The 21,864-nt window shown below is 69.7% G+C and carries 22 protein-coding genes and 1 pseudogene; 13 read left to right on the forward strand and 10 right to left on the reverse strand.

All coding sequences use genetic code 11. The features are described 5' to 3' along the window. Positions 1 to 15: 15 nt before the first annotated feature. The 5 genes from GXN78_RS21650 to gloA all read left to right on the forward strand — a co-directional run bounded on the left by GXN78_RS21650 (position 16) and on the right by gloA (position 4,625). Entirely contained in the window at positions 16 to 1,068 is a 1,053-nt protein-coding gene (locus GXN78_RS21650) for a Fe(3+) ABC transporter substrate-binding protein (protein ID WP_239142850.1), read from the forward strand. Positions 1,069 to 1,115: 47 nt separating this feature from the next. Then, a complete protein-coding gene (locus tag GXN78_RS21655; RefSeq protein WP_239142914.1) occupies positions 1,116 to 2,714 on the forward strand; it encodes an iron ABC transporter permease in 1,599 nt (532 codons plus the stop codon). Then, entirely contained in the window at positions 2,711 to 3,385 is a 675-nt protein-coding gene (locus GXN78_RS21660; RefSeq protein WP_106555670.1) for an ABC transporter ATP-binding protein, read from the forward strand. Before GXN78_RS21655 ends, GXN78_RS21660 begins: the two co-directional genes overlap by 4 nt. Before the next feature lie 98 nt (positions 3,386 to 3,483). Next, positions 3,484 to 4,173 (forward strand): glutathione S-transferase family protein, encoded by a 690-nt coding sequence (locus tag GXN78_RS21665; RefSeq protein WP_106555671.1) that lies wholly within the window; start codon positions 3,484 to 3,486, stop codon positions 4,171 to 4,173. 41 nt (positions 4,174 to 4,214) lie between these two features. Beyond that, positions 4,215 to 4,625, forward strand: a complete 411-nt coding sequence (gene gloA / locus GXN78_RS21670; RefSeq protein WP_106555672.1) for a lactoylglutathione lyase — start codon at positions 4,215 to 4,217, stop codon at positions 4,623 to 4,625. 6 nt (positions 4,626 to 4,631) lie between these two features. Here the strand turns inward: gloA and GXN78_RS21675 are convergent, their stop codons facing one another. The 4 genes from GXN78_RS21675 to GXN78_RS21690 form a co-directional block, all read right to left on the reverse strand. After that, complete coding sequence (locus tag GXN78_RS21675; protein WP_106555673.1) at positions 4,632 to 5,357, reverse strand: haloacid dehalogenase type II; 726 nt, start codon at positions 5,355 to 5,357, stop codon at positions 4,632 to 4,634. Continuing rightward, positions 5,354 to 5,998, reverse strand: a complete 645-nt coding sequence (gene eda, locus GXN78_RS21680; protein WP_106555674.1) for a bifunctional 4-hydroxy-2-oxoglutarate aldolase/2-dehydro-3-deoxy-phosphogluconate aldolase — start codon at positions 5,996 to 5,998, stop codon at positions 5,354 to 5,356. Before eda ends, GXN78_RS21675 begins: the two co-directional genes overlap by 4 nt. Next, entirely contained in the window at positions 5,989 to 7,827 is a 1,839-nt protein-coding gene (edd, locus tag GXN78_RS21685; protein WP_106555675.1) for a phosphogluconate dehydratase, read from the reverse strand. Before edd ends, eda begins: the two co-directional genes overlap by 10 nt. Positions 7,828 to 7,942: 115 nt before the next feature. Beyond that, positions 7,943 to 8,470: an OmpA family protein gene (locus tag GXN78_RS21690; RefSeq protein ID WP_106555676.1), complete on the reverse strand. Its 528-nt coding sequence runs from the start codon at positions 8,468 to 8,470 to the stop codon at positions 7,943 to 7,945. A gap of 111 nt (positions 8,471 to 8,581) precedes the next feature. Here GXN78_RS21690 and GXN78_RS21695 point away from each other — a divergent pair, with 111 nt between their 5' ends. Together GXN78_RS21695 and GXN78_RS21700 are read left to right on the forward strand one after the other, a co-directional pair. Continuing rightward, a complete protein-coding gene (locus GXN78_RS21695; RefSeq protein WP_106555775.1) occupies positions 8,582 to 9,253 on the forward strand; it encodes a gamma-glutamylcyclotransferase in 672 nt (223 codons plus the stop codon). A 2-nt stretch (positions 9,254 to 9,255) separates the two neighbouring features. Continuing rightward, the gene (locus tag GXN78_RS21700) at positions 9,256 to 9,795 is read left to right on the forward strand and encodes a superoxide dismutase family protein (protein ID WP_106555677.1); all 540 of its coding nucleotides are present in this window, start codon (positions 9,256 to 9,258) and stop codon (positions 9,793 to 9,795) included. 37 nt (positions 9,796 to 9,832) lie between these two features. On the opposite strand, the gene GXN78_RS21705 is transcribed toward GXN78_RS21700, so the two are convergent. Beyond that, a complete protein-coding gene (locus GXN78_RS21705) occupies positions 9,833 to 10,384 on the reverse strand; it encodes an NTP transferase domain-containing protein (protein WP_106555678.1) in 552 nt (183 codons plus the stop codon). A gap of 42 nt (positions 10,385 to 10,426) precedes the next feature. Between GXN78_RS21705 and pdxH the strand changes: the two genes are divergently transcribed. Next, entirely contained in the window at positions 10,427 to 11,074 is a 648-nt protein-coding gene (gene pdxH / locus GXN78_RS21710) for a pyridoxamine 5'-phosphate oxidase (protein ID WP_106555776.1), read from the forward strand. Positions 11,075 to 11,112: 38 nt separating this feature from the next. Beyond that, the gene (locus GXN78_RS21715) at positions 11,113 to 11,391 is read left to right on the forward strand and encodes a type II toxin-antitoxin system Phd/YefM family antitoxin (protein WP_106555679.1); all 279 of its coding nucleotides are present in this window, start codon (positions 11,113 to 11,115) and stop codon (positions 11,389 to 11,391) included. Here GXN78_RS21715 and GXN78_RS21720 read toward each other — a convergent pair. Next, on the reverse strand, positions 11,388 to 12,335 hold the full coding sequence (locus tag GXN78_RS21720) for an AEC family transporter (protein ID WP_106555777.1): 948 nt from the start codon (positions 12,333 to 12,335) through the stop codon (positions 11,388 to 11,390). The two genes, GXN78_RS21715 and GXN78_RS21720, sit on opposite strands and share 4 nt — an antisense overlap. A 122-nt stretch (positions 12,336 to 12,457) precedes the next feature. Between GXN78_RS21720 and GXN78_RS21725 the strand changes: the two are divergent. Continuing rightward, positions 12,458 to 13,475: pseudogene (locus GXN78_RS21725) on the forward strand (aldo/keto reductase). 30 nt (positions 13,476 to 13,505) lie between these two features. Here GXN78_RS21725 and GXN78_RS21730 read toward each other — a convergent pair. The 4 genes from GXN78_RS21730 to msrA form a co-directional block, all read right to left on the reverse strand. Then, complete coding sequence (locus GXN78_RS21730) at positions 13,506 to 15,557, reverse strand: TonB-dependent receptor (RefSeq protein WP_239142915.1); 2,052 nt, start codon at positions 15,555 to 15,557, stop codon at positions 13,506 to 13,508. A gap of 136 nt (positions 15,558 to 15,693) precedes the next feature. Then, positions 15,694 to 15,927: a hypothetical protein gene (locus GXN78_RS41390; protein WP_239142930.1), complete on the reverse strand. Its 234-nt coding sequence runs from the start codon at positions 15,925 to 15,927 to the stop codon at positions 15,694 to 15,696. Beyond that, entirely contained in the window at positions 15,905 to 16,072 is a 168-nt protein-coding gene (locus GXN78_RS41395; protein ID WP_239142851.1) for a hypothetical protein, read from the reverse strand. Before GXN78_RS41395 ends, GXN78_RS41390 begins: the two co-directional genes overlap by 23 nt. Positions 16,073 to 16,092: 20 nt before the next feature. Continuing rightward, positions 16,093 to 16,647 carry a peptide-methionine (S)-S-oxide reductase MsrA gene (gene msrA / locus GXN78_RS21740; protein WP_106555683.1) on the reverse strand — a complete coding sequence of 185 codons (555 nt, stop codon included), beginning with the start codon at positions 16,645 to 16,647 and terminating at the stop codon, positions 16,093 to 16,095. Positions 16,648 to 16,753: 106 nt separating this feature from the next. Here msrA and GXN78_RS21745 point away from each other — a divergent pair, with 106 nt between their 5' ends. The 3 genes from GXN78_RS21745 to GXN78_RS21755 are packed head-to-tail and all read left to right on the forward strand — an operon-like array spanning position 16,754 to position 21,825. Then, positions 16,754 to 17,431: a TetR/AcrR family transcriptional regulator gene (locus GXN78_RS21745; RefSeq protein ID WP_106555684.1), complete on the forward strand. Its 678-nt coding sequence runs from the start codon at positions 16,754 to 16,756 to the stop codon at positions 17,429 to 17,431. Then, complete coding sequence (locus GXN78_RS21750) at positions 17,428 to 18,579, forward strand: efflux RND transporter periplasmic adaptor subunit (protein WP_106555685.1); 1,152 nt, start codon at positions 17,428 to 17,430, stop codon at positions 18,577 to 18,579. The genes GXN78_RS21745 and GXN78_RS21750 overlap by 4 nt, the downstream gene beginning before the upstream one ends. Before the next feature lie 12 nt (positions 18,580 to 18,591). Beyond that, positions 18,592 to 21,825, forward strand: coding sequence for an efflux RND transporter permease subunit (locus GXN78_RS21755; protein ID WP_106555686.1), 3,234 nt, complete (start codon positions 18,592 to 18,594; stop codon positions 21,823 to 21,825). Positions 21,826 to 21,864 lie beyond the last annotated feature (39 nt).

Here is a 21,864-nt window from a genome sequence, read left to right on the forward strand (position 1 = left end):
CCGGAGGACCACCCCATGAGCACCGTTTCGCGCGCCCGCCGCGCCCGCACCCTGGCCTGCATCGCCCTTGCCGGCACCGGCTGGCTCTGCGCACCGGCCTTTGCCGCCGAGGAAGTCACGCTCTACACCACGCGCGAGCCCGGCCTCATCCAGCCGCTGCTCACGGCCTTCAGCTCGCAAACCGGCGTCAAGGTCAACACGGTGTTCGTCAAGGACGGCCTGCTCGAACGCGTCAAGGCCGAGGGCGCCCGCTCCCCCGCCGACGTGCTGATGACGGTGGACATCGGCAACCTGATGGACCTGGTCGAGGGCGGCGTCACGCAGCCGGTGAAATCGGCGGCGCTCGAGTCCGCCGTGCCCGCGAACCTGCGCGGCGCCGACGGCCAGTGGTTCTCGTTGTCGATGCGCGCGCGCGTGCTCTATGCCGACAAGAGCCTGCCCCTCACCTCCTTCCGCTACGAAGACCTCGCCAATCCCAAGTACAAGGGCAAGGTCTGCATCCGCGCCGGCCAGCATCCCTACAACACGGCGCTGGTCGCCTCGCTGATCGCGCACGACGGCGAGGCCAAGGCCGAGCAGTGGCTGCGCGGCGTCAAGGCCAACCTGGCGCGCAAGGCCACCGGCGGCGACCGCGACGTGGCGCGCGACATCCTGGGCGGCATCTGCGACGTCGGCCTGGCCAACTCCTACTACGTGGGCCAGATGAAGAGCGCCAAGGAAGGCAGCGACGCGCGCAAGTGGGGCGAGGCCATCAAGGTGATCCGCCCGACCTTCGCCAACTCGAAGAGCGGCGGCACGCACGTCAACGTCAGCGGCGCCGCGGTCGCGAAGAACGCGCCGCAGCGCGCCAACGCGGTCAAGCTGATGGAGTTCCTGGTGTCCGAGCCGGCCCAGGCCTTCTATGCCGAGACCAACTTCGAGTACCCGGTGCGCAAAGGCGTGGCGCTCGACTCGATCACCGCCTCCAGCATCGGCGAACTGAAGGTCGACCCGCTGCCCCTCACCGAGATCGCCAAATACCGCAAGCAGGCCAGCGCGCTGGTGGACAAGGTCGGCTTCGATCAGTGACCGGTCTCAGACCGGTCGGACCGGTCTGGCGGGCAGCGTCGGTCTGCATTGCCCTGGGCGTCCTCGCGCCGGTGCTCAACCTGGCCTGGCTGGCCTTCGGCGCCGACCTCTCGCACTGGACGCACCTCGCCCGGCACGTGCTGCCGCAAGCCGCGCTCAACACCGCCCTGCTGCTGGCCGGCGTGGGCGTGCTGGTGCTGCTGATCGGCACCGGCTGCGCCTGGCTGGTCACGGTCTGCGATTTCCCGGGCCGCCGGGTGCTGCACTGGGCGCTGCTGCTGCCGCTGGCCATGCCGACCTACATCGTGGCCTTCGCCTACCTCGACCTGCTGCATCCCATCGGCCCGGTGCAGGGCGCGATCCGCTGGGCCCTGGGCTTCGACAGCCCGCGTCAGTTCCGGCTGCCGGACCTGCGCTCGATGCCCGGCGCCATCCTGGTGCTCGGCTTCGTGCTCTACCCCTACGTCTACATGACCGCGCGCGCCATGTTCATGACCCAGCCCGCCCACCTGATGGAGGCGGCCCGCACGCTCGGCGAGAACGCGGCCGGCGCCTTCTTCCGCGTCGCGCTGCCGCTGGCGCGGCCGGCGCTCGCCGTGGGCCTGAGCCTCGCGCTGCTGGAAGCGCTCAACGACATCGGCGCCTCCGAGTTCCTCGGCATCCAGACGCTGACGGTGGCGGTCTACACCACCTGGATCACGCGCTCCGACCTCGCGGGCGCCGCGCAGATCGCCTGCGCCATGCTGGTCGTGGTGGTGGCGCTTGTGCTGCTCGAGCGCCACGGCCGACGCCACCAGCGCTTCGGCTCGGCGCAACGCATGCGCGCCATCGAGCCGCGCCGCCTGCACGGCGCTGCCGCCTGGCTCGCCTGCATCGCGGCCGCGCTGCCGGTCGTGATCGGCTTCGTCGCGCCGGCCCTCTACCTGCTCTGGGAAACGGCCAAGCGGCTGCGCCTGGGCGGCGGCATCTCCGACGGTTTGCTCGCCAGCCTGGGCAACACCCTGGCCCTGGCCGCCGGCGTGACGGTGACCACCGTGGCCGCAGGCCTGGTGGTGGCCTGGGCGGTGCGCAGCCAGGGCTCGACCATCAACCCCGCGCGCTGGCAGGCGCGCGCCGCCACGCTCGGGTACGCGCTGCCGGGCACGGTGCTGGCCATCGGCCTCTTGACGCCGGCGCTGGGTTTCGACGCCCTGCTCGGCAGCCTGCTGCGCCAGGAAGGTCTGCCTTTGATGAGCGCCGGCATCGTGCTGGTGGTTGCCTGCGCGATCCGTTTCCTGGCCATGCCGGTGGGCGGCATCGAGGCCGGACTGGCGCGCATCCCGCCGGCCCTCGAACAGGCCTCGCGCCTCCTCGGCGAAAGCGCCGCCGGCACGCTGCGCCGTGTGCACCTGCCGCTGCTGCGGCCGGCGATCGCGGCCGGCGCGCTGCTGGTCTTCGTCGATGCGATGAAGGAGCTGCCCGCCACCCTGCTGCTGCGCCCCGCGAACTTCGACACCCTGGCGACCTGGCTCTACGCCGAGGCCGCGCGCGGCACCTACGAGGAAGGCGCGATTGCAGCGCTGGCCATCGTCGCCGCGGGGCTGCTGCCCGTGATGCTGCTGGCGCGCAACGGGCTGGGCGTGCGGGCCGAGGGCTTGCCGGAATGAGCGCCACCCTGCAGCTCGACGACGTGCGCCTGGCCTACGACGGCGCGCATGGCCTGCACACGGTCGTCGACGGCTTCTCGCTCTCGCTCGACGCCGGCCGCATCGGCTGCCTGCTCGGCCCTTCGGGCTGCGGCAAGACCACCGTGCTGCGCGCGATCGCGGGCTTCGAGCCCCTGCGTGCCGGCACCATCCGCCTGGGCGATCGGCTGCTGTCTTCCGCCGGCGTCCACCTGCCGCCCGAGGAGCGGCGTGTCGGCATGATGTTCCAGGAGTACGCACTGTTTCCGCACCTCACGGCGGCGCAGAACGTGGGCTTCGGCCTGCGGCGGCTGCCGCAGCCCGACCAGCGCGCACGCGTGGCCGAGATGCTTGCGCTGGTGGGCCTGGCCGAGTCCGGCGGACGCTATCCGCACGAGCTCTCCGGCGGCCAGCAGCAGCGCATCGCGCTGGCCCGCGCGCTGGCGCCCTCGCCTGCGCTGCTGCTGCTCGACGAGCCGTTTTCCAACCTCGATGCCGCGACGCGCGAGCGCCTCACCGTCGAGGTGCGCGAGATCCTCAAGGCGGCCGGCCAGACGGCGGTGCTGGTCACGCACAACGAGGCAGAGGCGCAGGCGATGGCCGATCACATCGGCCTGATGCACAACGGCCGGCTCACGCGCTGGACCACTTAGCACAACGCCCGTTTTTGACGATGAGCTTTTTTAGATAAGGTTTTCGAGCCTCGGAAGAATCGCGCTTCCCAACCCCTCCACCAAGACGGAAGCGAACGATGACCCAACCAACACTCACCCTCGTCAGCCACCTGCTGTGCCCCTACGTTCAGCGCGCTGCCATCGCCCTGCGCGAGAAGAATGTCCCCTTCGAACGCGTCGTGATCGACCTGGCCAACAAGCCCGACTGGTTCGTGAAGATCTCGCCGCTCGGCAAGGTGCCACTGCTGCGCGTGCCGCGGCCTGAGGGCGGCGAGAGCATCCTGTTCGAGAGCAACGTGATTTGCGAGTACATCGAGGACACGCAGCCCGGCCCCCGGCTGCATCCCGAAGACCCGCTGCAGCGTGCCGAGCACCGCGCCTGGATGGAGTTCGGATCCGCGATCCTCGCCGACCTGTGGGGCTACGAGACCACGCGCGACGCCGAGGTCTTCGAGCAGAAGCGCCAGGCCCTGGCCGCCAAGTTCGAACGCGTGGAGGCCACGCTGGGCGCAGGCCCCTTCTTCGCGGGCGAGCGCTTCAGCCTGGTCGACGCGGTGTTCGCGCCGGTGTTCCGTTACTTCGAGCTCTTCGACGCGTTGCATGACTCGCACGTCTTCGACAAGACGCCCAGGGTGCGGGCCTGGCAGCGGGCACTGCGGGAGCGCCCCAGCGTGCGCGACGCGGTGGCGCCCGAGTACCGGCAGCAGCTGCGCGCCTTCCTGGAGAAGCACGAGGCGCATCTGCTGACACTCGCGGGCCAAAACTGACACGACAATCCGGAGCCACGACAACTCTCCAACCCCACGACATGCGACTCCTCCACACCATGCTGCGCGTCGGCGACCTGCAGCGCTCGATCGACTTCTACACCCGCGTGCTCGGCATGCAGCTGCTGCGAACCTCCGAGAACCCCGAGTACAAGTACAGCCTGGCCTTCGTCGGCTACGAGGGCAATCCGGCGCAGGCCGAGATCGAGCTGACCTACAACTGGGGCACCGACAGCTACGAGCTGGGCACGGCCTACGGCCACATCGCGCTGGGCGTGCCCGACGCCTACGCGGCTTGCGACAAGATCAGGGACGCGGGCGGCAAGGTCACGCGCGAGCCCGGGCCGGTGAAGGGCGGCAGCACGGTGATCGCGTTCGTGACGGATCCGGACGGGTACAAGATCGAGCTGATCCAGCGTGCCAGCGAGGCCGCCGGCGCAGGGCTGCGTTGACGCCCCTCAGCAGCCCAGCAGATCCGCCAGCGCCCCGATGTCGCGCGCATGCAGCGTGTTGTCGGCGCGCGGCGAGACGTCCTTGGGCCGCTCCGGCCCGAACTCCAGCGGCCGCTCGATGTAGCCGGTGCGCAGGCCGCAGGTGCGCGCCGCGGCGAGGTCGTCGTGGTGCGCGGCCGCCAGCATGACCTGGCTGGGCGTCACGTCGAACACCGCGGCCACGCCGAGGTAGGTGCGCGGATCGGGCTTGTAGGCCTTGAAGACCTCGGCCGACAGCACGCAGTCCCAGGGCAGGCCGGCGTTCTTGGCCATCTCGGTCAGCAGCCCGATGTTGCCGTTCGACAGCGTGCAGATGATGTACTTGCGCTTGAGCCGCGCCAGGCCTTCGACCGCATCGGGCCAGGCCGGCAGCCGGTGCCAGGCCTTGTTGAGCTCGCGCTTGCGGGCGCTGTCGAGTTCGTCGATGCCGAAGTCGCGCAGCACGCCTTCGAGGATGCCCATGTGCAGCTCGTCCAGCAGCGTGAAGCCGCCCTCGCCCGCCGCCAGCCGCTCCATCACGCTCTTCATCGCCGGCTGGTAGCCGGCGCGCCATGCCAGCGCGAAGGCGCTGCCGTCGACGCCGGGCACGATGCGCTCGGCCTCGTCGGCAATGCCGCTGTACCAGTCGACCACGGTGCCGAAGACGTCGAAGGCGATGACCTTGAGCTCGCCCGGATCGAAGTCGCCGTTCATCGTGCCAGTTGGCTGGCCTCGCGCGCCAGCGCCTCGATGCGGCCCCAGTCGCCTGCGGCAATCGCATCGGTGGGCACGATCCACGACCCACCCACGCAGGCCACGTTGGCGAGCGACAGGAACTCGTGCGCATTGGCCGCGGTGACGCCGCCCGTGGGGCAGAACTTCACGTCGCCGAAGGGCCCTTGCCAGGCCTTGAGCATGGCGATGCCGCCGGCCTGCACGGCCGGGAAGAACTTGAGCTCGGTGAAGCCGTCTTCCTGCGCCATCATGATCTCGCTGCCGGTCGCCACGCCGGGCAGCAAGGGCAGGCCCAGGTCGTGGCAGGCCTTGCCCACGGCACGGGTGTAGCCCGGGCTCACGCCGAACCTGGCGCCGGCCAGCGCCGAGGCCTGGGCATCGGCCGCGCTGCGGATGGTGCCGGCGCCGGGCACGGCATCGGGGACTTCCTTGGCGATGATCTCGATGCATTCGAGGGCCTCGCGCGTGCGCAAGGTCACCTCGAGCATGCGGATGCCGCCGGCCACCAGCGCGCGCGCCAGCGGCACCGCGTCCTTGACGTCGTGCAGCACGATCACGGGGATCACGGGCGCATCGCGCATCACCTCGATGGCGGTGATGGTCTTGGTTTCTACAGCCATGTGCAGGCTCCTTCTTCGGCAGTCAAAGCATTGCGGCGCATGCCGGCGAACAGGTCGCGACCCAGGCCGTGGCCGTTGTCGCTGCGCTGCGCGTCGGGCATGGTCGCGGTTTCTCTCTCGGCCCACTCGTCGGCAGGCAGCAGCACCGCCAGCGTGCCGGCCACGGCATCGAGGCGGATCAGGTCGCCGTCGCGCACCTTGGCCAGCGGGCCGCCGGCCGCCGCCTCGGGCGAGACATGGATCGCGGCCGGCACCTTGCCCGAGGCGCCGCTCATGCGGCCATCGGTCACCAGCGCCACGCGGAAGCCCTTGCCCTGCAGCACCGACAGCGGCGGCGTGAGCTTGTGCAGCTCAGGCATGCCGTTGGCCTGCGGGCCCTGCCAGCGCACCACGCAGACCACGTCGCGCTCCAGCTCGCCGGCATTGAAGGCCTGCTGCAGCGCGCCTTGCGAGTCGAAGACGCGCGCCGGCGCTTCGATCACGTGCCGGTCGTCCGGCACCGAGGACACCTTGATCACGCTGCGGCCCAGGTTGCCGGCCAGCAGCTTCAGCCCGCCCGTGGCGCTGAAGGGCGCGGAGGCCGGGCGCGCCACGGCCTCGTTCTTCGAGGGCGCGGCGGGGTGCCACTTGAGCACGTGTTCCTCGGACGGCGCGCCGTCCAGGCTCGGGATGTTCGCGAACTCGCGCAGGCCGCCGGCACGCACCGTGAGCACGTCGCCATGCATCAGGCCGGCGTCGAGCAGTTCGCCGATGACGAAGCCCGGGCCGCCCGCGGCCTGGAACTCGTTGACGTCGGCGCTGCCGTTGGGATAGACGCGCGTCAGCAGCGGCACCACCTCGGAGAGCTCGGAGAAGTCGTTCCAGTCGATCAGGATGCCCGCCGAGCGCGCGACCGCGACCCAGTGGATCAGGTGGTTGGTCGAGCCGCCGGTGGCCAGCAGCGCGGCCATGGCGTTGACGATGCAGCGCTCGTCCACCATCTCGCCGATCGGCGGCATGGCGTAAGCCTCCTTCGCCGCGCGCCCGAGCACCGTGCGCACGGCTTCGCGCGTGAGCGCCTCGCGCATCACATCGCCGGGCTGGATGAAGGCGGTGCCCGGCACATGCAGGCCCATCGCCTCCAGCAGCATCTGGTTGCTGTTGGCGGTGCCATAGAAGGTGCAGGTGCCCTGCGCGTGGTAGGCCTGCATCTCCGCATCGAGCAGGCCCTGGCGGCCGACCAGCCCCTGCGCCGCCTGCTCGCGCACCTTGGCCTTGGCGCTGTTCGACAGGCCCGAGGGCATCGGGCCCGCGGGCACGAAAACGGTGGGCAGGTGCCCGAAGTGCAGCGCGCCGATCAGCAGGCCAGGCACGATCTTATCGCACACGCCGAGCAGCAGCGCCGCGTCGAACATGTCGTGCGTCAGCGCCACGGCCGTGCCCATCGCGATCACGTCGCGGCTGAACAGGCTCAGCTCCATGCCGGGCGTGCCCTGGGTGACGCCGTCGCACATCGCCGGCACGCCACCCGCCACCTGCGCGGTGGCGCCGAGGCGACGGGCCTCGTGCTTCACGATGTCGGGGTAGCCCTGGTACGGCGCGTGGGCCGAGAGCATGTCGTTGTAGGCGGTGACGATGCCGATGTTGGGGGCGCGCTCGCTCACCACCTTGAACTTGTCGCTGGCCGGGATGCCGGCCACGGCATGCGCCACGTTGGCGCAGCCCATGCGGTCGGAGCCGCGGTCGCGCTGGCGGATCTCGGTGAGGCGTTGGAGGTAGGCGCTTCGCAGGTCACGGCTGCGCGCACGGATGCGCTCGGTGACATCGCGGACGGTGGGGTGTGGGGTCATGGGTATGTCGCTCTGCCGGAGGCCGCAGCGGACGCGCGGCCCGAAGGGCGATGGTAACAAGCTCGAATGAAAAAGCCCGGACACGCCGGGCCTATATCTGCGCGGCGCAGTCGCCTTAGTCGACCAGCTTGACTTCGACGCGCCGCGCCTGCGCATCGGTGCCCGAACCGGCGGTCACGGCCGGCTTCTGCAGGTCGATCTTCGCGGCCGGCACGCCCAGGCCGGTGAGCACGTCCCGCACCATCTCCGCGCGCTTCTGCGCGAGCTGCTCGTTGAGGGCCGGGTCGCCGGTGGTGTCGTGGAAGCCCGAGACCACCGCCTTGCGGCCGCCCTCGACGCCCTTGATGACCACGGCCAGCGCCTCGGCGGCGCGCGGAGCCAGGTCGGCGCTGCCGGTGGCGAAATAGAAGTTCACCGTGCCGCCTTCCACGCGAATGCTCGCGCCGTCGGGGATCACCACCGCCACGGTCTCGGTCACCACCGCCACGACCGTCGCCGGCGCGGCGGCCGTGGCCGTGCGCGCCTTGTGGTTCTGGCTGTAGAGCGCGATGCCGATCACGAACAGGATCACCAGGGCGATCAACCCCAGCACGAACGCAAGAATGAAGTTCTGCTGGCTCTCGTCGTCGGCGGTAGCTGACATCGGTCGATCTCCGTAGCTGAGGGGCCGGTAAATAATGGTGCGGTGAACCATGACCGCGAAATTCTAGGCTCGGCTGCGTTGCAGCCCGGAGGCAACCCCGGCCCGCCCGGGCTGGACCCCATGCCAAAGCCCCTGCGCGACCCCAAGCCGATGCTCGATCGCGTGATCGAGGAATGGGGCGGCCACCAGGATCTCTGGCTGTTCGGCTACGGCTCGCTGATCTGGCGCCCCGAGTTCGGCTTCATCGAGCGGCACCCGGCGCGGGTTCACGGCTGGCACCGGGCGCTCAAGATGTGGAGCCGCGTCAACCGCGGCACGGTCGAGAACCCCGGCCTGGTGTTCGGCCTGCTCTCGGGCGGCAGCTGCCGCGGGATGGTGTTCCGCGTGCCGGCGGCGGACGGCCTGGAGACGTTGGGCCGGCTGTGGCTGCGCGAGATGCCCACCGGCGTCTACGACCCCAAGTGGCTCGACTGCACCACCCCGCACGGCTCGGTGCGCGCCCTGGCTTTCACGCTGTCGCGGCGCAGTCCGAACTTCACCGGCAACCTCGACGACGAGCGCTATCGCCATATCTTCGCCAGCGCGGTCGGCCGCTACGGCAGCTCGCTGGACTACGCGCAGCAGACGCTGCTGGAGCTGCGGCGCCATTCGATCCATGACGCGGCGCTCGCGCGCCTGATCAAGCTGGCGGAAGCCAGGTTGTCGGAGTCGCCCGATTGCGGCGGCGCGGCGGCTCCGGTATACCCTGCGGCACTTGCACCCAATTCAACAACCAAGGAGTAGCCATGTCCCGTCGCCTCATCGTCCCCGCCTTCGCCATTGCGGCCACCATCAGCCTGCTGGCGGGCTGCGGTACCCTGGGAGGCAAGGCGAGCGCCACCGCCAGCCTGGCGCCGACCGGGGCGATCTCGCCGAATCCGACCATGGGCAAGGTGACCTTCACCGCACTCGAGCATGGCCTGCGCGTGGCCGGCGAGGTGCGCGGCTTCGCGCCGGGCACGGAGCACGGCTTCCACATCCATGAAAAGGGCGATTGCGGCGACAACGGCAATGCGGCCGGCGGGCATTTCAATCCCGCCGGCGGCACCCATGGCAAGTTCGGCGCGCCCGGCAGCCACGCAGGCGAACTGCCCAGCCTGGTGGCCGATGCGAGCGGCACGGCGCGCTTCAGCGTCGACGTGCACTCGATCTCGCTGACCGACGGCGCTGCCAACAACGTGGTCGGCCGCGCCCTCGTCGTGCACCGCGACCGCGACGACTTCACCTCGCAGCCGGCCGGCAATTCGGGGCCGCGCGTCGCCTGCGCGCTGATCACGCGGAGCTGATTTTTCCGCCTCTCCCGCAAGCGGGAGAGGGAGCAAGTCAGCGTCGCGACAAGAGCAACGCCTCCGCCCGCGCGAGGTCGTCGAGCGTATCGATGTCCGTCACCACGCCGGCATCGTCGACCTCGACCTCCCCCACCGCATTCGTCGCGCGCAAGGCGCGCAGCACGGACACCGCGCCCACGGGCCCCGCCAGCGCCATGAGCGCTGCACCGTTCGATGCCGCGAAGCCCACCGGATGGCCGCGCGCCCCCGCATGCACCGGCTGCACCGCCTGCCATTGCGACAAGGCCAAGGCGATGCGCCGCATCGTCGCCGCCTGCACCAGCGGAAGGTCCGCCGGCAGGATCAGCCAGCCGCCCGCATCCGCCGTCGCGCGAACGGCCGCCGCGATGGAATCGCCCATGCCCGGATGGCCCACGTCCTCCAGGTGCCATGGCAGCCCGCTCTCGCGCACGGCCGCCAGCGTGTGTTCGAGCACCGGCCGCCCGCCCAGCAGGGCCGACAACTTGTGCGCCGTGCCGCCGGACGCGAGAAAGCGCTCTCCGCGGCCGGAGGCAAGGACGATCACGGTGGGTGGCGGCAATTCCATCCCCGCAGTATCCACGGCCGCGCCTGCGCAACAATGCGCCTCATGAGTTCCCCCAACGACACCCTGGCCGCGCTGCGCAAGAGCTACGAGCGCGCCGAGCTGGACGAGACGAGCAGCGCGCCCGACCCGCTGATGCAGTTCGAACGCTGGCTCGCCGAGGCCATCGACGCCCAGCTGCCCGAGCCCAACGCGATGACGCTGGCCACCGTCGGCGGCGACCTGCGGCCCTCGACCCGCATCGTGCTGATCAAGGGCTACGACGCGCGCGGCATCGTCTGGTACACCAACTACGACAGCCGCAAGGGGCAGGAGCTCGCAGGCAACCCCTGGGCCGCGCTGCAGTTCCACTGGGTGGAGCTCGAGCGCGTGGTACGCATCGAGGGCCGTGTCGGCAAGGTCGACGAAGCCGAGAGCGATGCCTACTACGCCAGCCGCCCGCTCGACTCGCGCGTCGGCGCCTGGGCCAGCCCGCAGAGCGAGGTCATCAGCGGGCGCGACGTGCTCGTGAAGAACGCGGCCATTCACGCCGCCAAGTACCTGCTCTCGCCGCCGCGGCCGCCGCACTGGGGCGGCTTGCGGCTGGTGCCCGACCGCTGGGAGTTCTGGCAGGGACGCAAGAGCCGGCTGCATGACCGGCTGCGCTATCGGCGCGAGGATGGGGCGTGGGTGCGCGAGCGGTTGGCGCCTTGAAGGGGCTCCGAAACACCGAAAAGCCAGGAGGATTTCGAATGAAAGTCTGGCCAGCCCACGACGTTGAAAACCGCTTCAGCGAAGTCCTCGACGCTTGCCTGTCTGAAGGCCCCCAGCTGGTAACAAGGAACGGCATTGAAGTCGCAGTGATTGTTCCTGCTGACCTTTGGCGCGCCTTCAATACCGGCAAACAAACATCGCTCAAGGACGTGCTGCTCAGCGAGGTCGGTCGGACCGAGGCACTTGTTCCCCCACGAGGCGCCCTTCGCCGTCGTCGCCCCGCAGCATTCGGCAAGGATCGGCGCTCGTCAACCTAAAGCAACCCCACCAGCGCCATCACGACCGACACCGTGACCAGCGCCAGCGCCGTCGACACCGCCACGCTTGCCGTCACCAAGTCCTCCGCGGTCTTGTAGCGCTGCGAGAAGAGGAAGACGTTGGCGCCGATCGGCAGTGCCGCGGCCACCACCATCACCTGCAGCGGCAAACCGCGCAGGCCCAGCAGCCAGCCGAGCAACGCGACCAGCGCCGGGTGCGCGAGGTTCTTGATCAGCGCCTGCGTCAGCGCAGCGCGCCATTGATGGCCGATGGCCGTGGACGCCAGCGTGATGCCCACCATCACCAGCGCGATCGGGCCGAAGGCCTGGCCCAGCCAGGCGATGGGCTTGTCGACGGACTCGGGCAAGCTCAGGCCGGTCTGCGCGAACAGCAAGCCCGCGATGATCGGCAGCGGCACCGGATGGACGATGGCGTTGTAGAAGGCGCGGCCCAGCGTGCGCAGGATCGGCGTGCGCTCGCCGCCCGGCTGGCGCGCCTGCTCGCGCGCCACCGCCAGCTCCAGCACCAAGGTCGCGCTGGTCAGCAGCACCAGCGAATGCAGCGAGATCAGCGTCAGCACCACCACCATGCCCTCGGGACCGAAGGCCAGGCCGATCAGCGGGATGCCGATCATCACGGTGTTGCTGAAGGTGTTGGCCAGCGCGATCACGGCCGACGTGCGGTTGAAGCCGCGCACCATGAGCGTGGCCGCGAAGATCAGCCCGGCCGCGAGAAAGTAGGCGGCCACCGGCCCCAGCTTCAGCTGCTCCACGTGCACCGTGCTCATGGTGCGGAAGAGCAGCGCGGGCGCCAGCAGCAGGAAGATCAGGTTGGAGAGGTCGCGCACCGCGCCGCCGGTAACCCAGCCCCGCCGCCCTGCCAGGAAGCCCGCGCCGATGAGCAGGACCACGGGCAGAAGCGAGGAAAGGACCGATGAATTCACCGCGCCGAGCATACAGGCGCCGAAGTGCGCGACGCCCGGGCGGGCAGCAGGTTTCGCACGTTCCCTGCGCGCCTGACCATGATGGCTCAGCTCCCCTCCGCCCTCCCCAGGACCCACCCAGCATGAGCTATCCCTCACCACACGCGTCTGGCCGGCACCCCCGTGGTCTCACCAGCCCGCGCCTCGCCCTCGGCACCATGACCTTCGGCCTGCAGACCGACGAGGCGGTCTCGTTCCAGGTCCTCGACAAGGCGACCGAGGCCGGCATCAACTTCCTCGACACCGCCGACGTCTACCCGCTCGGCGGCACGGTCGAGACCACCGGCCGCACCGAGGAAATCATCGGGCGCTGGCTGCAATCGAAGGCCCGGCGCGCGCAGGCGCTTCGTCATCGCGACCAAGGCCGTCGGCCAGGTCGGCCCGAACCCCTGGGACCAGGGCGCCTCGCGCAAGCACCTGCTCGATGCCATCGATGCCTCGCTCGCGCGCTTGCAGACCGACCACGTCGATCTCTACCAGCTGCACAGCGACGACCGCACGACGCCGCTCGACGAGAGCCTGGAAGCGCTCGACACCATCGTCCGCTCGGGCCGCGCGCGCTACATCGGCGTGTCGAACTTCCTCGCCTATCGGCTGGCGCGCGCCATCGGCGTTGCGGAGCTGCACAAGCTCACGCGCCTGGTGTGCGTGCAGCCGCGCTACAGCCTGCTGTTCCGCGAGATCGAACGCGAGCTGCTGCCGTTGGCCGGCGAAGAAGGCCTGGGCGTGATCCCCTACAACCCGCTCGCGGGCGGGCTGCTCACGGGCAAGTACAAGGCCGGCGCCAAGCCGGCGGACAACTCGCGCTTCACGCTCGGCACGGCCGGCTCGATGTACCAGGACCGCTACTGGAACGAGCGCAGCTTCGCGACCGTCGCGCAGTTGCACGCGCTGGCCGACGAGGCCGGCGTGCCGCTCGCAACGCTGGCGGTGGCCTGGGTGATGGCCAATCCGCTCGTCACCGCGCCGCTGCTCGGCGCGAGCCGGCCGGAGCAGCTCGACGCGACGATCGCGGCGGCCGCCTACCCGCTGGACCCCGCCCTCAAGCAGCGGCTCGACGAGCTGACCGCCGAGTACCGCAAGGGCGACGCGCCGCGCTGAAGAACAGCGCGGCGCATCCGCGGCCTTCGATCAGAAGGTCGCCCGCAGCCCCACCTTGAGGCTGCGCCCGGGCAATGGCGCGTCCGGGAAGGCCGTGGTGGTGAGGATCGAGGTCGCGCTGTAAGCCAGCTTGTTGGTCAGGTTGTCGATGCGCGCATACCAGGTGAGGTTGGCGCGCTGCACCTTCATGCGGTAGGTGATGGCCGCATTCCACAAGGTGAAGGCATCCGTCGGGCGCGCGCCGATGCTGGGCACGCGGCGCTGGGCCGCGTAGTGGTCGAAGCCCAGGCGCGCGGACCACGGGCCGTTGCCGTAGGCCAGCGTGGCCCCCACGCGCGCCGGCGAGATGCGCGGCAGCGGCTCGCCGGTGTCGGTGTTCTTCGCGCGCACCAGGTCGCCGCGCCATTGCAGGTCCAGCGTGGAGTCGTCGGCCGGCTTGGCGAAGCCATCGGTGCCCAGCAATCGCAGGTTGCCGCTGGCTTCGAGTCCGCTGAAGCGGGCGCGCACGCCGCGATAGACGTACTCGTCCACCACGTCGGGGAACACCAGGCCCTCCGCGGTTTCCACCGGGCCCGGGTTGATGTTGCCCTCGCTGTCGCGCACATTGCCCGAGGCCTCGAGCCCGATGTAGTTGCGAAAGCGCGTGACGTACGCGTTGACGCGCGCGTTGTTGGCGCCGGACTTCCATTGCGCCCCGAGGTCGAAGCCCACCGACTTCTCCATCTGCAGGTCGGGATTGCCCAGCTCCCACGCCGCGGTCGCCACGTGCGGCCCGTTGGCGAAGAGCTCGTAGTCCTTGGGCGCGCGCTCGGTGTAGGCGAGGTTCGAGGTGAGCTGCCACTGGGGCGTCAGGTCGACCAGCGCGCCGAGCGCCGCGCTGTGCGGATGGAAGTCGCGCTCGCCGACCGCGAAGCGCGTGATGTCCGGGTCGGGCGAGCCGAAGGACGTCACCTTCACTTGCTCGGTGCGCGCGCCGAAGCTCAGGCGGCCCCAGGAGGTGCCCAGCTCCTCGTGCAGGAACAGCGCGTTCGAGCGCGTGCGGCTGTGCGGTGCGAAGGCCTCCTCGCCGTCGGCCGAGAAGCGGCCGGTCTCGCTGCTGAAGCCGATCACGCCCTCCAGACCCGCAATCTTGCGGTGCCGTGCCTCGAGGCGGAAGTCGTGGCTCTTGTTGGCGAAGGTGGTGCCGGGCTCCTGGCCTTCGAACTCGGTATGCCGGTAGTCGGTGTAGCTGAATTTGCCGTGGATGCTGGTGAAGAAGCCGCCGGGCCGCCATTCGCCCTCGAGCGCATAGCGGTCGGACTTCATGTCGATGGTGACATCGTCCTCGGCCACCGTGCCGTAGTTGCTGCGGTAAGTGCTGGCCGAGGCGCCGATCCAGCCCTGGTCGAAGAACAGCGTGCCGCCGATCGCGCCGCCATCGGCCCGGTTGGCCGAGTTGCAGATCTTGCGCGCCAGCCCGGGCCGGCGCGGGTTCTCGCAGTTGAGTTCGATGGGCACCTTGGTGTCGTCCGCGTCGCGGCTGAAGGCGTCGACATGCAGCGCATAGCGGTCGTTGCCGCCTTCGAGCACGAGGCCGCCGCTCTTCTCGCGACTGCCCGTGGCATAGCCGGCATCGACCCGGCCGCCGAAGCCGTCCAGCGGCTCGCTGGGGATGCGGTTGTCGATCACGTTGACCACGCCGCCGACGGCGCTGCCGCCGTACTGCAGGGCCGAGGGCCCGCGCAGCACCTCGATGCGCTCGGTCACCAGCGCATCGACCGGCACCGCGTGGTCGTAGCTCAGCGCCGAGGCATCGGGCGCCGCGCCGCCGTTCTGCAGGATGCGGATGCGGTCGCCATCCTGGCCACGGATCGTGGGCCGGCTCGCGTTGGGTCCGAAGTAGGTGCTGCTGACGCCGGGCAGGTTGTTCAGCGTCTCGCCCAGGGTGGGCTGGGCGCGCAGCAGCAGTTGCTCGCCCGACACCGAGGTGGTGGGCGCGATCAACTCGCTGGCGCCCAGCGGATTGCCGGTGACGGTGACTTCGGGCAGCGCGGCGCCGCCAGTCGCGGCAGAGCTATCGGTTTGCGCCTCCAGGCAAGGCAGGACACGAGGGGAAAAACGGCAAGGCCGACGGCATTGCGCGCGAAATGGGATGATAAGCCGAACACCTGCTGAATCACGAAAGCGGCCGGGCTGCGGCCCTCGCAGGCGGCGCAGCAGCTCGGTCGAAAAGCCGGATTCAGCGAGCGGAAGGCGGGCCGCGCGCGTCGAAGAGCGCGACCCAGCGGGCGAGTGCCTCGCCCTCGAGGTACAGGAAGGTGGCGGCCGGCAGCAGGGCCGGCAGCACCAGGGCCGGCACGCAGAGCGCGGCCGGGCCGTGGGACAGTTGGTCGTAGAGCCGGCAGTCGGCGTCGGTGTGATCGCCGAAGAGCGCCGAGAGGCCGTGGGCGTCATGGCTCGCCCCTGCCCTCATCGACCACGGCGACCGCCCGCGTCTGCGCGGCCGCGGGGCCATGGATCGTGCGGTGCAGCAGCCCCCAGCGTGTCGCGAACCAGAGCGCGAAGGCCAGCACCGCACAGCAGTGCGCGGGCCTGGCGGGACGGGACGCGAGACGCATGAAAGGGGTGCGAGGCAGGCTCAGGCCTTCTTGAGCCTGGAAGCGAAGGTCTTCTGGAACTTCTCGACCTTGGGCCCGACCACGAAGGAGCAATAGCCCTGGTTCGGGTTGTTCAGGAAATAGTCCTGGTGGTAGGCCTCGGCCGCCGAATAGTTGGCCAGCGGCACGACCTCGGTCACGACCGGCGAACGGTAGGTCTTGCTCGCCACGATCTCGCGGATCACTTCCTCGGCCACCTGCTTCTGCGCTTCGTTGCCGTAGTAGATGCCGCTGCGGTACTGCGTGCCCACGTCGTTGCCCTGGCGGTTGGGCGTGGTCGGGTCGTGCACCACGAAGAAGATTTCCAGGATGTCGCGCAGCGTGATCTGCGCCGGATCGAAGACCAGCTTCACCACCTCGGCATGGCCGGTGCGGCCGGTGCAGACCTGCTCGTAGCTGGGTTTGACGGTCTCGCCGTTGCTGTAGCCGGACTCGACGTCCAGCACGCCCTGCACGCGGTCGAAGACCGCTTCCGTGCACCAGAAGCAGCCACCGCCCAGCACGATGGTCTCGGTATTCGGTGATGGCGTGGACATGGAATCTCTCCGGATGGGCTCGAAATTGGCGAACCCCGCATTGTCGCGGCTTGACGGGCCCAGGCGCGCTCACTACATTACTAACCCGTCAGTCATTAAGAAATCGATGCCCGCCTCCCGCTTCATCAGCGACAAGTTTCTGCCCGAGCGCGCGAAGCGCGAGCGCCGCAAGGAGGCGCGCCCCGGAGAGCTGCTGGAAGCCGCGTTGGACCTGTTCGTCGACAAGGGCTTCGCCGCCACACGGGCCGAGGAAGTGGCGGCGCGCGCCGGGGTCTCCAAGGGCACGCTGTTTCTCTATTTCCCGAGCAAGGAAGAGCTCTTCAAGGCGGTGGTGGTCGAGAACCTGTCCGGCCGCTTCACCGAGTGGAACGCCGAGTTCGAGGCCTTCGAGGGCAGCACCTCCGACATGCTGCGCTACTGCATGCGCATCTGGTGGGAGCGCGTGGGTTCGACCAAGGCCTCCGGCCTGACCAAGCTGATGCTGAGCGAGGGCCGCAATTTCCCCGACCTCGCCGAGTTCTATCGCCAGGAGGTGGTGCGGCCCGGGCATACGCTCCTGCGACGCATCATCCGCCGCGGCATCGACAGCGGCGAGTTCGCGCCGGTCGACGTCGACCACGCGATCTACGCCGTGATCGCGCCGATGATCTTCTTGATGCTGTGGAAGCACTCGGCCATGATCTGCGTCGACGGCCAGTCCGAGATCGACCCCGAGAAGTATCTCGAGATCCAGGCCGAGACCGTGCTGCACGGCCTCAGCATGCCGCCGAAGGCGGGCACATGAAACGCGCTTTGAAATGGGCCGCCGTGGCGCTGGCCCTGGTGCTTCTCGCCGCAGGCGTGCTGCGCGCGCTCGAGGCGCGCCGCGCGCAGCAGGCCGCGGCCGCCTCGACCGCGCCGGTCGAGACGGTGGTGCAGCTCGCACCCGCCGACGTGGTGCGCGCGGCGAAGCGCGAGCTGGCGCAGACGCTGGCGGTCTCGGGAACGCTCAGGGCCGTCGACTGGGCATTGGTCAAGGCGCGCGTGCCCGGCGAGCTGGTGGGCCTCGCGGTGCGCGAAGGCGACACGGTGAAGGCCGGCCAGGTGATCGCCCGCATCGAGCCCACCGAATACCACTCGCGCGTGCGCCAGGCCCAGGAACAGGCCGAGAGCGCCCGCGCCCAGGCCGAGGTCGCGCAGCGCACCTACGACAACAACAAGGCGCTGGTGGACCAGGGCTTCATCTCGCGCACTGCGCTCGACACCTCGCAGTCGAACCTCAATGCCGCGCGCTCCACGCATCGCGCGGCGCTCGCGGCTGTGGAGATGGCGCACAAGTCGCTCAGCGACACCGTGCTCGCGAGCCCCATCGACGGCCAGGTGGCGCAGCGCCACGCGCAGAACGGCGAGCGCGTCTCGGTCGATGCGCGGGTGATCGAGGTGGTGGACCTGAGCCGCATCGAGGTCGAGGCCACGATGTCCGCGGCCGACTCGGTCGCGGTGCGGGTGGGCCAGCGCGCGGCGCTGCAGATCGAAGGCAGCGGCGGGCTCGCCCCCGCGGGCGCCGAGCGCACCGTGGGCGCCAGCGTGGTGCGCGTGAACCCGAGCGCGCAGGCCGGCAGCCGCAGCGTCCTGGTCTACCTGCGGCTGGATCGCAGCGACGGCTTCCGCCAGGGCCTGTTCGCGCAGGGCACGCTGGACGTCGGGCGCACCGAGGCGTTGGCGCTGCCGCTGTCGGCGGTGCGCATCGACAAGCCCGCGCCCTATGTGCAGATGGTGATCGAGGGGCGCATCGCCCACCGCCAGGTGAAGACCGGCGCGCGCGGCCAGGTCGGTGGCCAGACGCTGGTCACGGTCCAGGGCGTCGACGAAGGCGCGGTGGTGGTGGCCGGCAGCGTCGGCCCGCTGCGCGAAGGCACCGCCGTGCGCCTCGCACCGGCCACGGCCCCCTGAGGGCTCACGACCATGTGGTTCACCCGCGTCAGCCTGAAGAACCCGGTCTTCGCGACCATGCTGATGCTGGCGCTGGTGGTGCTGGGCATCTTCTCGTACCAGCGGCTGCAGGTCGACCAGTTCCCCAACATCGACTTCCCGGTGGTGGTGGTGATCACCGAATACCCCGGCGCCTCGCCCGAGATCGTCGAGAGCGAGGTGACCAAGAAGGTGGAGGAAGGCGTCAACTCGATCGCCGGCATCAACGCGCTCACCTCGCGCAGCTACGAAGGCCAGTCGGTGGTGATCGTCGAGTTCCAGCTCTATGTGGATGGGCGCAAGGCGGCCGACGACGTGCGCGAAAAGGTGGCGGCGGTGCGGCCGCTGTTCCGCGACGAAGTGAAGGAGCCGCGCGTGCTGCGCTTCGATCCGGCTTCGCGGCCGGTGTGGTCGGTGGCCGTCCTGCCCGATGGCGGCAAGGGCACGCAGCCCAGCGCCGTCGAACTCACCAACTGGGCCGACCAGGTCCTGAAGAAGCGGCTGGAAAACGTGCGCGGCGTCGGCTCGGTCACCCTCGTGGGCGGCACCAAGCGCGAGATCAACATCTACCTCAACCCGCAGGCCATGGAGGCCTTCGGCGTCAGCGCGCAGCAGGTGGTGGAGGCGGTGCGCAGCGAAAACCAGGCGCTGCCGGTGGGCTCGGTGCGCTCGCTCGAGCAGGAGCGCGTGGTGCAGATCGACGCGCGCATGGAACGGCCCGAGGACTTCGGCCGCATCATCCTCGCGCGCAAGGGCGGCGCGCCGATCCGCATCGACCAGGTGGCCAGCGTGCGCGACGGCGCGCAGGAGATCGACAGCCTCGCCCTCTACAACGGCCAGCGCACGCTGCTGCTGTCGGTGCAGAAGGCGCAGGACGAGAACACCATCCAGGTGGTGGACGGCCTGCGCAAGGCGCTGGCGGACATCGGCCCGCAGCTGCCGCCGGGCATGAAGCTGGAGCCCATCGGCGATGCCTCGCGCCCGATCCGCGTGGCGGTCGACAACGTGCGCAAGACGCTGATCGAGGGAGCCCTGCTCACGGTGCTGATCGTCTTCCTCTTCCTCAACTCGTGGCGCTCGACCGTGATCACCGGGCTCACGCTGCCCATCGCGCTCATCGGCACCTTCTGGTTCATGGCCATGTTCGGCTTCACCATCAACATGGTGACGCTGATGGCGCTGTCGCTGTGCGTGGGTCTCTTGATCGACGATGCCATCGTGGTGCGCGAGAACATCGTGCGCCACGTGCAGATGGGCAAGGCGCCCTACCCCGCCGCACTCGACGGCACGCAAGAGATCGGCCTGGCGGTGCTGGCGACCACGCTGTCCATCGTCGCGGTGTTCCTGCCCATCGGCTTCATGGCAGGCATCATCGGCAAGTTCTTCCACGAGTTCGGCATCACCATCGTGGCCGCGGTGCTGATCTCGATGTTCGTGAGCTTCACGCTGGACCCGATGCTGTCGAGCGTGTGGCACGACCCTTCGATTCACACGCACGGGCAGCACGGGCAGCGCAAGGCCGGCCTCTACGACAAGACCATCGGCCGCGTCACCGGCTGGTTCGACCGCGCGACCGATCGCCTCGGCGAGGGCTACCAGTCGATCCTGCGCTGGTCGCTCGCGCACCGGCTCGCGACCGTGTTCACGGCCGTGGGCATCTTCGTTCTCAGCGTGACGATGGTTCCGCTGCTGGGCACCGAGTTCGTGCCCAAGGCCGACTACTCCGAAACCACCATCAGCTTCTACACCCCGGTCGGTTCCTCGCTGGAGGTGACCGAGGGCAAGGCCCGCCAGGTCGAAGGCATCCTGCGCGAGATGCCCGAGGTGCGCTACACCCTCAGCACCATCAATACCGGCGACGCGCAGGGCAAGATCTACGCGAGCATCTACGTGCGCCTGGTCGACCGCAAGGATCGCACCCGCAGCGTGGACCAGATGTCGACGGTGCTGCGCGAGCGCCTGCGCACCGTGCCCGGCATCACCGTCACCCACGTGGGCTTGCGCGACTCGGTGGGCGGCAACAAGCAGATCGAGTTCTCGCTGCAGGGCCCCGACCTGCAGGAGCTGGAGCGGCTCACGCAGCGGGTGATGGAGGCCATTCGCCCCATCCCCGGCCTGGTCGACCTCGACTCCAGCCAGAAGCCCAACAAGCCGACCGTGAACGTGGTGCTGCGGCGCGACGCCGCCTCCGACCTGGGCCTGGGCGTGGCACCCATCGCCGCCGCCCTGCGCACCCTGGTGGCCGGCACCACGGTGGGCAACTGGCGCGCGCCGGACGACCAGACCTACGACGTCAACGTGCGCCTCGCGCCCGAAGTGCGCAACTCGCCGGCCGACCTGGCGCGCCTGCCCTTCGTCAGCACGGCCATGGGCGCCAACGCCGACGGCTCCAGCCGCATCGTGCGGCTGCAGCAGGTGGCCGAGGTGCGCGAAGCCACCGGGCCCAACCAGATCAACCGGCGCGCGCTGGCGCGGGAGGTCAGCATCAACGCCAACGTCGCCAACCGCTCCGCGGGCGAGGTCTCGGCCGACATCCGCCAGGCGCTGGCCGGCATCGCCTTCCCGCCGGGTTACGGCTGGCAGTTCAGCGGCTCGACCAAGAACATGCAGGAGTCCTTCGGCTATGCGGTGTCGGCGCTGGCGCTGGCGATCATCTTCATCTATATGATCCTGGCCAGCCAGTTCAAGAGCTTCCTGCGGCCGCTGGCGCTGATGACGGCGCTGCCGCTCACGCTCATCGGCGTGGTGCTGGCGCTGATGATGTTCGGCTCCACGCTCTCGATGTTCTCGATCATCGGCATCGTGATGCTGATGGGGCTGGTGACCAAGAACGCGATCCTGCTGGTCGACTTCGCCATCCGCGCGCGCGAACCCGTGCTTGCCGCCGACGGCAGTACCGCGCCCGGCTTGCCGCGCGCCGAGGCCCTGCTGCTGGCCGCCCGCGTGCGGCTGCGCCCCATCCTCATGACCACGCTGGCCATGATCTTCGGCATGGTGCCGCTGGCCTTCGCGCTCAGCGAGGGCTCGGAGCAGCGCGCGCCCATGGGCCAGGCCGTGATCGGCGGGGTGATCACCTCCTCGCTGCTGACCCTGGTGGTGGTGCCGGTCGTCTATTGCTACATGGACGATCTTGCCCAATGGGCGAGGCGCATCTGGCGCGGCGAGAAGAAGCCGGCGCAGGGCACGGACACGAAAAGGCTGGCCCCTAAAATCGAAAGTTTGTCTTGAATCGACCCCCTACACCCCCACACACCCGATCGGCACGAG

Source organism: Variovorax sp. WS11 (assembly GCF_010499245.1).
Lineage (GTDB): Bacteria > Pseudomonadota > Gammaproteobacteria > Burkholderiales > Burkholderiaceae_C > Variovorax.